The organism is Bacteroides sp. 1001302B_160321_D4 (assembly GCF_015667765.1).
Classification (GTDB): domain Bacteria; phylum Bacteroidota; class Bacteroidia; order Bacteroidales; family Bacteroidaceae; genus Bacteroides; species Bacteroides xylanisolvens.
On sequence record NZ_JADPLO010000002.1, the window covers coordinates 182562 to 197062 of the forward strand.

The 14501-nt window shown below is 43.9% G+C and carries 10 protein-coding genes; 5 read left to right on the top strand and 5 right to left on the bottom strand.

What is annotated here, in order from left to right:
* Nucleotides 1-30 precede the first annotated feature (30 nt).
* The 5 genes from KFO40_RS01580 to KFO40_RS01600 all read right to left on the bottom strand — a co-directional run bounded on the left by KFO40_RS01580 (nt 31) and on the right by KFO40_RS01600 (nt 5630).
* Nucleotides 31-1083: a hypothetical protein gene (locus KFO40_RS01580; protein WP_211146008.1), complete on the bottom strand. Its 1053-nt coding sequence runs from the start codon at nt 1081-1083 to the stop codon at nt 31-33.
* Entirely contained in the window at nt 1070-2527 is a 1458-nt protein-coding gene (locus KFO40_RS01585; RefSeq protein ID WP_211146009.1) for a lipopolysaccharide biosynthesis protein, read from the bottom strand. Before KFO40_RS01585 ends, KFO40_RS01580 begins: the two co-directional genes overlap by 14 nt.
* 72 nt (nt 2528-2599) lie before the next feature.
* Entirely contained in the window at nt 2600-4639 is a 2040-nt protein-coding gene (gene metG / locus KFO40_RS01590; protein WP_211146010.1) for a methionine--tRNA ligase, read from the bottom strand.
* 231 nt (nt 4640-4870) lie between these two features.
* Entirely contained in the window at nt 4871-5428 is a 558-nt protein-coding gene (locus KFO40_RS01595) for a hypothetical protein (protein WP_148326790.1), read from the bottom strand.
* A gap of 34 nt (nt 5429-5462) precedes the next feature.
* Nucleotides 5463-5630, bottom strand: coding sequence for a hypothetical protein (locus KFO40_RS01600; protein WP_157442129.1), 168 nt, complete (start codon nt 5628-5630; stop codon nt 5463-5465).
* 48 nt (nt 5631-5678) lie between these two features.
* Between KFO40_RS01600 and KFO40_RS01605 the strand changes: the two genes are divergently transcribed.
* The 5 genes from KFO40_RS01605 (at nt 5679) to KFO40_RS25595 (ending at nt 14492) form a co-directional block, all read left to right on the top strand.
* Nucleotides 5679-7739: an acetate--CoA ligase family protein gene (locus KFO40_RS01605; RefSeq protein WP_211146011.1), complete on the top strand. Its 2061-nt coding sequence runs from the start codon at nt 5679-5681 to the stop codon at nt 7737-7739.
* A 95-nt stretch (nt 7740-7834) separates the two neighbouring features.
* Entirely contained in the window at nt 7835-11851 is a 4017-nt protein-coding gene (locus KFO40_RS01610) for a two-component regulator propeller domain-containing protein (protein ID WP_211146012.1), read from the top strand.
* 56 nt (nt 11852-11907) lie between these two features.
* Entirely contained in the window at nt 11908-12915 is a 1008-nt protein-coding gene (locus KFO40_RS01615; RefSeq protein WP_074635477.1) for a family 43 glycosylhydrolase, read from the top strand.
* 39 nt (nt 12916-12954) lie between these two features.
* Nucleotides 12955-14250 (top strand): Gfo/Idh/MocA family oxidoreductase, encoded by a 1296-nt coding sequence (locus KFO40_RS01620; protein WP_117512183.1) that lies wholly within the window; start codon nt 12955-12957, stop codon nt 14248-14250.
* Nucleotides 14247-14492 carry a hypothetical protein gene (locus KFO40_RS25595; RefSeq protein WP_008016134.1) on the top strand — a complete coding sequence of 82 codons (246 nt, stop codon included), beginning with the start codon at nt 14247-14249 and terminating at the stop codon, nt 14490-14492. The genes KFO40_RS01620 and KFO40_RS25595 overlap by 4 nt, the downstream gene beginning before the upstream one ends.
* Nucleotides 14493-14501 lie beyond the last annotated feature (9 nt).

A 14501-nucleotide genomic window follows, 5' to 3' on the forward strand; every position in this document is an offset into this window, starting at 1 on the left:
TGCAAATGTAGTAATTATATTGCTAAGTTACTATAACTTTAAGTTTCCTTGCATAAATTCGGTGGCCACTCGCCCGCGTCCCGGAATGGGGAGAACGGATGCCTGTGGGAAATCCTTGAGCAGACAGTCTGCCGGATTGATCTCCGGATAGAACTTCTTCAACAGGAACAGGCTGGGGCCGGTGGTGATACTTCCTATAAAGACGGAAGCATCCATCAATAGCTGTATCGAGCAGAGGAAACGTGCCATTTGTTTCTGTTTCAGCTCTTTGGTGGTCTGTGTGAAGGCGCTGTTGACGTATCCTTGTTCGTTGGGGCTGCAAAGGGTGTACCAGTGTATGTCCGGGGCAAGGGTTTGCACTTGCTCGAAGAGGCGGTAGTCGTCGGTCAATACAAAGACGTCGCGGATGGCTGTCTTTTCTTTGATGAGGCGTATGTAGTGTTCCGGTGGCAGCAGGTTGGTTTCGGTTATCTTGTCCCCTCCTCGTATCTGGCATCCGGCGTATTGAGGCGGAAGTTGCAGGGTGGTGGCAAATTGGCGACATTCCTGTGCGGTGGTGTCGTTGAGTTTCCAGGTGATTTCCGTCAGCTTTTGGAAGGTGTGGAGGTAGTCACCGTCTATTCCCAGTTCGGGGATATGGAAGTGCCGGTTGGGGTTGAACGTCACTTGGAAGTTGAGCAACACCGGTTTACCATACGTGAAGAAAGCAAGGGCTTTTCCGATGATGTTCTTGCAGGTTACTTTCAGTTTCCATTTCAGTAACTTCGCTTTAGATAGTTTTTTGTCTTTCATCAATGCTTGCCATGAAGGCAGGCGATGAGTGTTGTAGGTGTGGTGAAACGGTTCGTGCACTTGCTCGCAGAAAGGTGCGAAACAGTCTTCCCAGCCCTTTTCCCATCCGAAGTTGGCGTCGTCGGAGTAAAGCTTGAACTGTATTTTGTGTTGCAGGCAATAGAGCATTGCATGGAGCATATAGGTGTATTCGGTAAAGAATCCGGCGTCTATACCTATGTGATAAATCATCGTCTTTTTGAAAGAACGATTCAGAAGGCGGTATTTGGTGGCAAGATCATTGGGGTTCATGTGTCTTCTTTTTGATGAAATACTGGATGCTTTCTTTAAAGGTGACCGAACGGCTGCCCCACATGGCGGCTACGTAGAGTGCTGCTGCGAGCACTATCTTGCTTGCCAGGCGGAGATAAATATTCTCGATGGAACGGGTGGAATAATAGGTGATTACCATTACCGTAGCTGCAATGACAGCGTATGGAAGTATGTCTATCAGTGCATGGCGCAGCTTTAGTCCGATTTCTTGCCATACGAAATAGTGCCACGTCAGTAGCCACAGTATATTGGTGGATACATAGACGGCGAGCATGGCATAGATCCCGTGTGAGTGGACTAACAGAACGCCTGACAATAGAATTATGCCGAGCGCTATGGTGTTCCACATATAGATGCGGGATTTCCCTTTGCTGATGATGAGTTGCTGATAGAGGTATGCGATGGGAGTGAAGGCTCCGCTGATACACAGAATCTGCATGATGGATATACTGGAGTACCACTTGTCGGTGATAGTGATGATAATCAGCTCTTCTGATACGATTCCCAGTCCGAGCATGGCGGGAAACGAGACAAAGGCGGTGAAACGCAGCATTTTGCGGAATACCCGTTTTTGTCGTTCAAGGTCGTCCGACACTTTGGTGAGTACCGGTTGCGCCACTCCGTTTATCATGCCGGATATAAAGAGCTGTCCCATGCCGCACCATTTGTTGGCCTGATTGTAATATCCTACTTCCTTTTCGGTGTAGAACTTACCCAGTATCACAGAGAAGAGGTTGTTGTTGATGTGATTGAATACATTGGTTACCAGTAGCTTCCCGCTGAATCCGAACATTTCCTTAATCGGGGTGAAATTGAACTGCAAGCTCGGTCGCCAACGGGTGAAATGCCAGTAACAGGCTGTGTTGACGGCTACATAAACGATGCTTTGCGTGGCAATACCCCAATAAGAGAAACCGAAGTAGGCAAGAATGACTCCGGTGATTCCGGATACGGTAAGTCCGATAACGGAGGACAGGGCCCGCTGTTTCACCATCAAGTTTCGCAGAAGATAGGCGCTGTGGGATATTCCCAGGCTGGCTATGAAGAATCCGATGAAGGAATAACGTGCCAGCGGTGTCAGTTCGGGAGTATGGTAAAAATCGGCAATGAGCGGTGCGCACAGGAATAACAGCAGATACAAGGACAGGCTGATAGCCGCATTGAACCAGAAGACAGCATTGTAATCGTTATGTGTCACTTCCTTCTTGTTGACAAGGGCGGCTGTGAAACCGCTCTCCTGTATCGAACTGGCAATGAGGGAGAAGATAGCCAACATTCCCACCATTCCGTAGTCTGCCGGAGTGAGCAACCGTGCGAGGAATATTCCGAAAAGCAGGTTTAACAACTGCTGTATGCCGTTGCTGAATCCTCCCCAAAATAGTCCTTTGGCTGTTTTTTCTTTTAGTGACTGATTCTCGCTCATGTTATTTGCAAAGAATACATGAAAAGGCTATGCGCAATGATAGCTTTTCATGTATTCCCTATTTAAGTTTTATTATTTTACTTCGCTACCCGGCTTCACCTCACGTCCCGGCATGATAACTGCCAGACTGCCGTCGTTGTTTTCGGCACTTAGAATCATGCCTTCGCTGATGATGCCTTTCAGTTTGCGCGGAGCAAGGTTGGCGATGAAGCAAACCTGTTTGCCTACCAGTTCTTCCGGTTGATAATGCTTGGCAATGCCCGATACGATGGTACGTGTTTCCAGTCCGTCGTCGATTTTGAATTGCAGCAATTTATCCGCTTTCGGCACTTTCTGACATTCAAGAATGGTACCTACACGGATATCCAGTTTCGTGAAGTCGTCGAATTCGATGTTCGGACGGATTGGATTAGCCTTGTAATTGGCTTCTTCGTTTGCTTTCTTTGTATCGAGCAATTTTTGTACTTGTGCTTCGATAGTAGCGTCTTCAATCTTTTCGAACAATAATTCCGGTTTGTTCAACTGGTGACCTACAGGGAGAAGGTTGTCACGTCCCAATTCAGACCATTCGAAAGTATCCATGTTCAGCATTTTGCGGAGTTTTTCCGAGCTGAACGGCAGGAACGGGTCGAAAGCGATGGCAAGGTTGGCAACCAGTTGCAGGGAGATGTTGAGGATGGTACCTACACGCTCCATATCTGTTTTTGCCAGTTTCCACGGTTCGGTGTCGGCCAGGTATTTGTTGCCGATACGTGCCAGATTCATGGCTTCTTTCTGTGCGTCGCGGAATTTGAATACGTCGAGCAGTTTTTCCACTTCTGCTTTTACGTCTGCAAATTCTTTCAGCGTTTCTTTGTCGTAGTCGGTCAATTCGCCTTGTGCAGGTACGCGCCCGTCGAAGTATTTTTGAGTCAATACCATTGCACGGTTCACGAAGTTACCGTATACGGCTACCAGTTCGTTGTTATTCCGTGCCTGGAAGTCTTTCCAGGTGAAGTCGTTGTCTTTTGTTTCCGGTGCGTTGGCGGTCAGTACGTAGCGGAGTACGTCCTGTTTGCCGGGGAAGTCCGCCAGGTATTCGTGCAACCATACAGCCCAGTTGCGGGAAGTGGAGATTTTGTCTCCTTCGAGGTTGAGGAATTCGTTGCTCGGTACGTTGTCCGGTAGGATATAGCTGCCTTCTGCTTTCAGCATGGCGGGGAATACGATGCAGTGGAACACGATGTTGTCTTTTCCAATGAAATGGAGCAGACGGGTTTCGGGATCCTTCCACCATGTTTCCCAGCTGTCGGGGAGCAGTTCTTTGGTGTTGGAGATGTATCCGATAGGAGCATCAAACCATACGTAGAGCACTTTGCCTTCTGCTCCTTCTACGGGAACAGGGATACCCCAGTCGAGGTCACGGCTCACGGCACGTGGTTGCAGGCCCATGTCGAGCCAGCTTTTGCACTGGCCGTATACGTTGGGACGCCATTCTTTATGATCTTCCAGAATCCATTTGCGCAGCCATCCTTCGTGCTTGTCGAGAGGAAGATACCAGTGTTTGGTTTCTTTCATCACCGGTTTGCTGCCGCTGATGGCGCTTTTCGGGTTGATAAGATCCGTAGGAGAAAGTGAGGTTCCGCACTTTTCGCATTGGTCGCCGTAAGCGCCTTCCGAATGACAGTGGGGACATTCTCCGGTGATATAGCGGTCGGCAAGGAATGTTTTTGCTTCCTCGTCGTAGTATTGTTCAGACGTTTTTTCGATGAATTCGCCTTTATCGTACAATGTTTTGAAGAAATCCGAAGCCAATTGGTGATGCGTCGGCGAAGTGGTGCGGCTATACACGTCGAATGAGATACCGAATTCTTCGAATGATTTTTTTATCAGCGAATGATAACGGTCTACTACATCCTGCGGAGTAATTCCTTCTTTCTTGGCACGAATCGTGATAGGTACCCCGTGTTCGTCCGAACCTCCAATGAATAATACATCTTCTTTTTTCAGACGCAGATAACGCACATAAATATCTGCCGGTACGTATACACCAGCCAAGTGACCGATATGGACAGGACCGTTCGCATACGGCAGTGCCGATGTGACGGTGGTTCTTTTGAATTTCTTTTCCATTGTATAGTGTGATTTTTGTTGTTTTCAACTTTGCAATGTGCAAAGATAGTGACTTTTCACCACAGATTACACGGATTAACACAGATTATTTCATTGAAAAGTGGTCACAGAATGAAACAGGAACGTTTCGTAATAAAAAAACAGGTAAAAAGAAAGTGATGTGGTTCAATGGATTTTTGTGGTGAAAGTTTACATTCTCGTGGCTTTTATTCAAGACATGGAATACCTTTTTTAATCAGCACAATACTGTTCCACCACCTTCACATCCTTTCCTTGACGAATCATTTCGACATAAGTAGCGCCTCCTCCATAAAACAGTTCGATTTTCAGATGATTCTTGGTTTTGTATGTATAAGTCACTTCTAACGTCCCGACACTGTCAGTTTCAATTTTATAATGTGAGTTGTTTTCGGGCAGTTTTTCCCGTAGAAGTTTCTCAATGTTGCGCACTTTCTGGTTATAGACTTGCTGCATGTTCACATTAGGACATGTATATTCGAAGATATTTGTATAACCTTCGTCTTCTGTATAGTGACTAATGACGATCCCGTCTTCTGAAGTTGTTTTATCAATGAATGTACGTTCGGCAGGGTGTGTAGTTCTTGCGTCTTCATCAATGTTGTCGTTTTCTTTGATTTGGGTCTGCGTTGTATCCGCCTTATTCTTTTCGATGCTAGCTTGTACTACCGGACTCTGTTGTTTGGATGTACCGATACACTGAGTAAAGAAAGATATAAAACAACTTCCCGATAATATAATTGCAATGATAAGTCGTAAGTTTTTCTTCATATATGTTAGTTTGTAAGTGTGCAAATATACTACATTATTGTCTTTCTTCATTGTACATCGGGCAGAATATAATTGAGGTACATGATGAGATAATTACTTCATTTCTCAAAAAGTAAGTATAATCCATCTGATCTTCTGCTCTTTTCTCTTTGATAGTCTGTTTCCGCATACAATTCTCCCCTTTTTCTTTCTTTTTTCTCATAAGAAAGAATATATTTGTACCTAAGTTAAACGAAAACCAAAGCATGATATGATAACAACCCAGTTGCTTCGTCCTGAAAGCATTGTCGTAGTAGGGGCATCGAATAATGTGCATAAGCCGGGTGGCGCAATATTAAAGAATTTGATAAATGGAGGTTATCGGGGAGAACTTCGGGCGGTGAATCCGAAGGAAAAGGAAGTGCAGGGAGTTCCCGCCTTTGCGGATGTGAATGATCTGCCGGACACAGATCTGGCGGTGTTGGCTGTGCCTGCCTTGATGTGTCCTGATATGGTGGAAACATTGGCTAGCAAGAAACAAACCAGGGCATTTATCATACTCTCGGCTGGTTTTGGTGAAGAAACCCACGAAGGGGCGCTGTTGGAAGAACGTATTTTGGAAACAGTTAATAAATACGGCGCTTCACTGATTGGTCCTAATTGCATTGGATTGATGAATACATGGCATCATAGTGTATTCAGCCAGCCGATTCCTAACTTAAACCCCAAAGGGGTGGACTTGATTTCCAGCTCCGGTGCTACGGCGGTATTTATTCTCGAAAGTGCCGTAACAAAAGGTTTGCAGTTCAATTCAGTCTGGTCGGTGGGAAACGCCAAGCAGATCGGTGTAGAAGATGTATTGCAATTTATGGATGAGAACTTCGATCCCGAAAAAGATTCTCATCTGAAACTACTCTATATTGAAAGTATTCAGAATCCGGACAGGTTGTTATTCCATGCTTCGTCTTTGATTAGAAAAGGGTGCAAGATTGCGGCAATCAAAGCCGGAAGTTCGGAGAGCGGAAGCCGGGCGGCATCTTCCCATACAGGAGCAATCGCCAGTTCCGATTCGGCAGTAGAGGCTTTGTTCCGTAAAGCAGGCATTGTGCGTTGCTTCTCTCGTGAAGAATTGACTACTGTGGGTTGCGTGTTTACTTTACCCGAATTGAAAGGAAAGAATTTTGCCATTATCACTCATGCCGGAGGGCCGGGAGTGATGCTGACAGATGCGTTGAGTAAAGGCGGACTGAATGTGCCTAAGCTGGAGGGAGAAGTAGCCGAGGAACTAAAAGCCCAACTATTCCCCGGTGCTGCCGTCGGAAATCCTATTGATATTCTGGCTACCGGAACACCGGAACATCTGCGCCTTTGCATTGACTACTGCGAGGAAAAGCTTGACAATATAGACGCCATGATGGCCATCTTCGGAACTCCGGGATTGGTTACTATGTTTGAAATGTATGATGTGCTTCACGAAAAGATGCAGACTTGCAAGAAACCGATTTTTCCCATTCTTCCTTCCATTAATACAGCCGGAGCAGAGGTTTCCGCCTTCCTGGCAAAAGGGCATGTGAATTTTGCAGACGAAGTGACCTTGGGTACTGCCCTTTCACGTATCGTCAATGCTCCTAAACCGGCAGTTCCTGAAATAGAACTGTTCGGAGTGGACGTTCCGAGGATTCGTCGTATTATTGATTCTATTCCGGAGGATGGTTATATCGCTCCCAATTATGTACAGGCATTGTTGCACGCTGCCGGTATTCCGTTGGTAGATGAATTTGTTTCCGACAATAAAGAGGAGATAGTAGCTTTTGCCCGTCGGTGCGGATTTCCGGTAGTTGCCAAGGTTGTTGGTCCTGTGCACAAATCAGATGTCGGTGGTGTCGTTTTGAACATTAAAAGTGAGCAACATCTGGCACTGGAATTCGATCGTATGATGCAGATACTTGATGCAAGAGCAATTATGGTACAGCCGATGCTGAAAGGTACGGAACTGTTTGTTGGCGCAAAATATGAAGAGAAGTTCGGTCACGTGGTACTTTGTGGTTTGGGAGGTATTTTTGTGGAGGTGCTGAAAGATGTATCTTCCGGTTTGGCTCCGCTTTCTTACGAAGAAGCTTATTCAATGATTCATTCTTTGCGTGCTTATAAAATCATTCAGGGAACACGTGGGCAAAAGGGAGTCAACGAAGATAAATTTGCTGAAATTATTGTCCGTTTGTCCACTTTGCTACGTTTCGCTACAGAGATCAAAGAAATGGATATAAATCCGCTCTTAGCAACAGAAAAGGCCGTTGTAGCAGTTGACGCGCGTATCAGAATAGAAAAATAGGACTATTCTTTCATTGAGACATATTTACTATCTTTCCGCTGTGATTTTGCCTACATTTGGTAACTCAAACGGAAGGATAGAAAATACGTATATTTATGAAGAAAGTTCTCATATTTTTAATCTGTTTAATCGGCTATCAGATCGGCTGCCATGCGCAAATGGCGGACGAGCATTATTATTTCAAAAATCTTAGTGTACAGAACGGGTTATCTCAAAATACGGTCAATGCGATTTTGCAGGATAAGCAGGGCTTTATGTGGTTCGGCACAAAAGATGGTTTGAATAGATATGACGGTTTGTCATTCCGCAAATTCAAACATGATGACCGCACACGGCGGAGCATTGGTAATAATTTTATCACAGCTCTTTATGAGGACTCAAAAGGAGATATCTGGGTAGGTACGGATGTAGGACTTTATATCTATAATCCGGAAAAAGATTCTTTCCGTCATTTTGCTGAATTGAGCGCAGAAAACACGAAAATAGAGCATACCGTAACTGCAATCTCCGGAGACAACAAAGGATGTGTCTGGGTAGCGGTAGAGTCGCAGGGACTATTTTGTTATGATCTGGAGGAAGGAACACTCCAGAACCACACATTGAAGAACTTTTCTTTTATCTCCACCAATGTCCAGTCTTTTGTTTTCGATAATAGCGGAACCCTTTGGATTGGTTGCTATGGTGATGGACTTTTCTATTCGAAAGACCGTTTGCAAACCCTTCATCCTTATGTATCACCTGTAGACGATCAAAAAACTTATGAGAATGATGTCGTGATAGGTCTGGTGAAAGGAGCATATAATTGTCTATATATAGGCTCTTTAAAAGGAGGAGTGAAAGAACTGAACCTGACCTCTAACAAACTGCATGATTTACTCTCTAAAGATGAAAGTGGAGAGGCTGTTTTTTGTCGTGAACTGCTGGTAGCTTCTGACAACGAATTGTGGATTGGCGCAGAATCGGGACTTTATATTTATAATCTCCGAATGGGTAAGTATGTTCATTTGCGCAGTTCGATCAACGACCCTTATTCTTTATCCGACAATGCTATTTATTCATTGTGTAAGGATCGCGAGGGTGGTATCTGGATTGGCTCTTATTTTGGCGGTGTGAATTACTATCCTCGTTTTTATACGTATTTCGAGAAATATTATCCCAAAGGGACTGATAATGGTTTGCGTGGGAAACGAGTACGTGAGTTCTGTCAGGATAATCAAGGTATTCTGTGGATTGGTACGGAGGACGGTGGTCTGAATCGTTTCAACCCCAAGACCAAAACATTCTCCTTCTTTACACCCAGTAGTGCTTTTACCAATGTGCATGGTTTATGTTTAATTGGAGATCATCTTTGGGTAGGAACCTTTTCAAAAGGAGTGAAAGTAGTAGATACGCGTACGGGAGCTATCGTGAAAACCTATCAGAAAACGGATTCTCCCCGTTCATTGATAGATAATAGTGTTTTCTCTATTTGCTGCACAACGACCGGTGATATTTACCTGGGAACTTTGTTCGGCTTGCTCCGATATAATAAACAGTCTGATGATTTCGACCGGATACCGGAACTGAACGGTCGGTTTGTGTATGACATAAAGGAGGACTCCGGAGGAAATCTATGGTTGGCAACTTATGCTAATGGAGCCTATTGCTACAATGTGAGTGAAAAGAAATGGAAGAATTATTTGCACGATGAAAATAACCCGAAGAGTCTCCCGTATGATAAGGTATTAAGTATCTTTGAAGACTCTCACCGACAAATCTGGTTGACTACTCAAGGAGGAGGTTTTTGTCGTTTTCAGCCGGATACGGAGACATTTGCCAATTATAATTTGTCGGCCGGACTGCCGAACGATGTTGTATACCAGATTGTGGAGGACAAAGAAGGATTTTTGTGGTTGACAACTAATAACGGTTTGGTCTGCTTTCAACCTACTACCGGAATGATGAAGGTATATACCACCTCCAATGGCTTGTTGGGCGACCAGTTTAATTATCGTTCAAGTTTTGAAACTGAGGATGGTACGATTTATTTGGGTAGCATCGATGGTTTTATAGCCTTTAATCCCAAGAATTTCTCCGAGAACAAGTTTCTCCCCTCTATTGTAATTACTGATTTCTTTCTGTTTGGAAAGGAAGTATATGCTGGTGAACCGGGCTCTCCGTTGGAAAAGAGTATCACTTTCTCTGACCAGCTTGTTCTCCAGTCTAATCAGAATTCTTTCTCTTTCCGTGTAGCCGCGCTGGATTTTCAGGCTCCTAAGACAAGTCGGATTATGTATAAGTTGGAAGGCTTTGATACAGACTGGTTGACTGTGAGTGAAAGCCCTATTGTTACCTACTCCAATCTTCGATATGGTGATTATACCTTCCGGGTGAAAGTTGCCAATAGTGATGGAGTATGGAGTGACGATGAAGTGGTATTGGAAGTACATATTCTTCCTCCTTTCTATCTTTCTATATGGGCGTATTGTGCGTATGCTTTGCTGATTATCGGTTGTTCTTTACAAATTGTTGTGTATTTCAAGAGACGCAGTAATAGCAAACATCGACGACAGATGGAGAAATTCGAGCAGGAGAAGGAACGTGAAGTTTACCATGCAAAGATTGATTTCTTTACGAATGTGGCCCATGAGATACGTACACCGCTAACATTGATTAAAGGTCCGTTGGAAAACATTATATTGAAGAAACAGGTCGATGCGGAAACGCGGGAAGACCTGAATGTAATGAAGCAGAATACGGAACGATTGTTGAATCTGACTAACCAGTTACTTGACTTCCGTAAAACGGAAAGTCAGGGATTCCGCTTGAATTTTGCGAAATGCAATGTAACGGAGGTACTGAAAGAGACTCATGTGCGTTTCACTTCCCTTGCCAAACAGAAAGGTTTGGAATTCACCTTGCAAGTGCCTGAAAAGGATTTTTATGCACATGTGAACCGGGAGGCGTTTACGAAGATTATCAGTAATCTGTTGAACAATGGGGTGAAGTATGCTGAAAGCTACGTACATATATTTTTGGAGGTGTCGGAAGCGGATGATAATAATTCATTCCGTATTCGTACAGAGAATGATGGAGTAATTATTCCTAATGAGATGAAAGAGGAAATTTTCAAACCTTTCGTTCGTTTTAATGAAAAAGAAGACGGAAAAGTGACTACTGGAACAGGAATCGGCTTAGCTCTTTCCCGTTCATTGGCAGAACTGCATCAAGGAACCCTGGCTATGGGAGAAGGGGAAGAAAATAATACCTTCTGTCTGACTTTGCCGATAGTTCAGGATATGACAATCACTTTAACACCGGAACCGGAAGCAGGAATGGACAAGATGAGTGAAATTTCTGCTGGAGAGGTGGAAAAGAAAGATAACCGTCCTACAGTGCTGGTTGTGGAAGATAATCCGGATATGCTTGCCTTTGTAGTGCGTCAGCTATCGAAAGAATATGCTGTATTGACTGCTACTAACGGGGAGGAAGCGTTACAAGTGTTGGATGGTAATTATGTGAATCTAGTGGTTAGTGACGTTGTGATGCCTGTGATGGATGGTTTTGAACTATGTAAGAGAATAAAGTCAGATTTGAATTATAGTCATATTCCCGTTATACTGTTGACTGCGAAGACGAATATCCAGTCTAAGATAGAGGGAATGGAATTGGGAGCAGACGCATATCTGGAGAAACCTTTCTCTGTGGAATATTTGCAGGCTTGTGCTTCCAGCCTTATTCAGAATAGAGAGAAACTACGTAAGGCTTTTGCACAGTCTCCTTTTGTGGCTGCCAATACGATGGCGTTGACAAAAGCTGACGAAGATTTTATAAAGAAGTTGAATGAGGTTATCCAAGTGAATTATAGTAATCCGGAATTTAGCATGGATGATATGGCGGATAGCCTGAATATGAGCCGTTCCAATTTCTATCGGAAGATAAAGGGCGTCTTGGATTTGAGTCCGAATGAATATCTTCGTCTGGAGCGTTTAAAGAGAGCTGCTCAATTATTGAAAGAGGGAGAAAACCGGGTAAATGAGATTTGCTATATGGTAGGGTTTAATTCTCCGTCTTATTTTGCCAAGTGTTTCCAGAAGCAATTTGGAGTGTTACCCAAAGATTTTGTAAGTTAATATTAATTTATAGCTATAAAGATAAGGTAAAAAGGAGCTTTTAAAGGAATGATTTGATGAAAAAGTATGTAAATTTGTTCGTTTTCGTATTCATGATAGGTGCTTGTCTTTCGCAGGGGAGAGCACAGACAAAGTCTGCGGTGAGTTATAAGAATCCGGTTGTAGATATTGCCATGCCCGACCCTACGGTGATTAAAGCTGCAGATGGTTATTTTTATGTGTATGCTACCGAATCTACCAGAAACGTTCCGATCATGAAGTCGAAAGATTTGGTGGAATGGACGTATTGCAACACTGCATTTACGAATAAAACTCGTCCCAGGTTTGAACCTAAAGCTGGAATCTGGGCACCTGACATTAATTATATTAACGGTAAATATGTGCTTTATTATGCAATGTCGGTGTGGGGAGGAGAACAAACGTGCGGCATTGGGGTGGCTACGGCCGACTCTCCGCAGGGACCTTTTACGGATCATGGTAAGATGTTCCGCAGTAATGAGATCGGTGTGCAGAACTCGATCGATCCCAGTCTCCTGCAGTATGAGGGGAGAAACTATTTGGTATGGGGCAGCTTCCGGGGAATATATGTTATTGAACTGACTGCGGATGGGCTGTCGATCATGCCGGGAGCGAAAAAAAAGAGAATAGCGGGAACTGCTTTTGAAGCTGTTTATATCCATAAGCACGGCGATTATTATTATATGTTTGCCTCCATAGGAAGTTGTTGTCAAGGAGTGAAAAGTACATATAAAGTCGTAGTGGGACGTTCCAAGAAAGTATGGGGCCCGTACAAAGACAAGACTGGTAAACCGATGTTGAAAAATGGTTATTCTTTGGTGATAGGTGCGAATGATCATTTTGTAGGCAATGGGCACGGTTCGCAGATTATCCGGGATGATGCCGGACAAGACTGGCTTCTGTATCATGGTTTTTCAAGATCAACTCCGGAGAACGGACGTATTCTGTTGTTGGACCAGATCAAGTGGGACCAAGAAGGTTGGCCTTACGTAGAGGGAGGATCTCCTTCTTACGAAACACAAAAAGCACCTGTATTTAATAACTGATTTTCAAATAAACCAATTATAATCTTAAATACCACAAGCATGAAACATACCCCTATTAGCAGGCGGGATTTTCTAAAGAATTTAGGCATAGCCGGGGCTGGCACTCTTCTTGCAGCAAGCCCTTGGCTTTCTGCTTTTTCGGAGGTGATGAACACCTCAAACGAGAAGTGTCGTCTGGCAATTATCGGGCCTGGTTCCCGGGGACGGTTTTTAATGGGATTTTTAGCTAAGAACCCCAAAGTCGAGATCGTAGCATTGTGCGACATTTATAAACCGTCTATCGAGAGCGCATTGGAACTTGTGCCTAATGCCAAAGTGTATGGTGACTACCGAGAAGTGCTGGAAGATAAGTCGATAGATGCCATACTCGTAGCTACCCCTCTTAGTTCGCATTGTAAAATCGTCTTGGATGCTTTCGACGCAGGAAAGCATGTATTTTGTGAGAAGTCAATAGGTTTCACGATGGAAGAGTGTTACCGTATGTATCAGAAGCATCGTAGCACGGGAAAGATTTTCTTCACAGGACAACAGCGTCTGTTCGATCCTCGTTACATCAAAGCAATGGAGATGATTCATGCAGGTACCTTTGGTGAAATAAATGCCATCCGTACTTTCTGGAATCGGAATGGGGATTGGAGACGTTCGGTACCTTCACCCAATTTGGAACGCCTGATAAATTGGCGTCTTTACAAAGAGTTCTCAAAAGGACTGATGACGGAACTCGCTTGCCATCAACTTCAGATCGGAAGCTGGGCTTTGCGTAAGATACCCGAAAAGGTGATGGGACACGGTGCCATCACTTATTGGAAAGACGGCAGAGATGTGTATGACAATGTGAGCTGTGTATATGTGTTTGATGATGGGGTAAAGATGACATTTGACTCTGTCATTTCCAATAAATTCTATGGACTGGAAGAACAGATCATGGGTAATCTTGGAACGGTAGAACCGGAAAAGGGAAAATATTACTTTGAAAGTGTAGCTCCTGCACCGGCCTTCCTGCAAATGGTGAATGACTGGGAAAACAAAGTGTTTGACTCTCTGCCTTTTGCCGGAACAAGCTGGGCGCCGGAAACAGCAAACGAAAACAAAGGAGAATTTATTATCGGAGAACGTCCCAAGAGCGACGGTACGTCATTGTTGTTGGAAGCTTTTGTTGAAGCCGTCATAACACAAAAACAACCTAAAAATATCGCGGAAGAAGGATATTATGCAAGTATGCTCTGTTTGTTGGGTCATCAGGCATTGGAAGAAGAACGGACGCTTTATTTCCCTGATGAGTATAAAATAGACTATCTGAATCATCAATCTGTAAAAACATCCGAAGCAATATGAAAGACACGATTGTAACCGCACGACGTAAGAAAATAGAGTTAATTACTTTACTCGTTTGTTTTGTAGTATCTAATTTGCTACATCTTTATGCAATTATTGCTTATCATGCACCATTTACGGAGATGATAACGTCTATTTTTTATATAATTATATTTACTTTTGTGCTTTATGCTTTCTGGGGGATTTTGCGTCTCTTGTTTTATGGAATGCAAGCACTGTTTAAAAAGAAAAGCAGGAGTTGATAGTTTTCT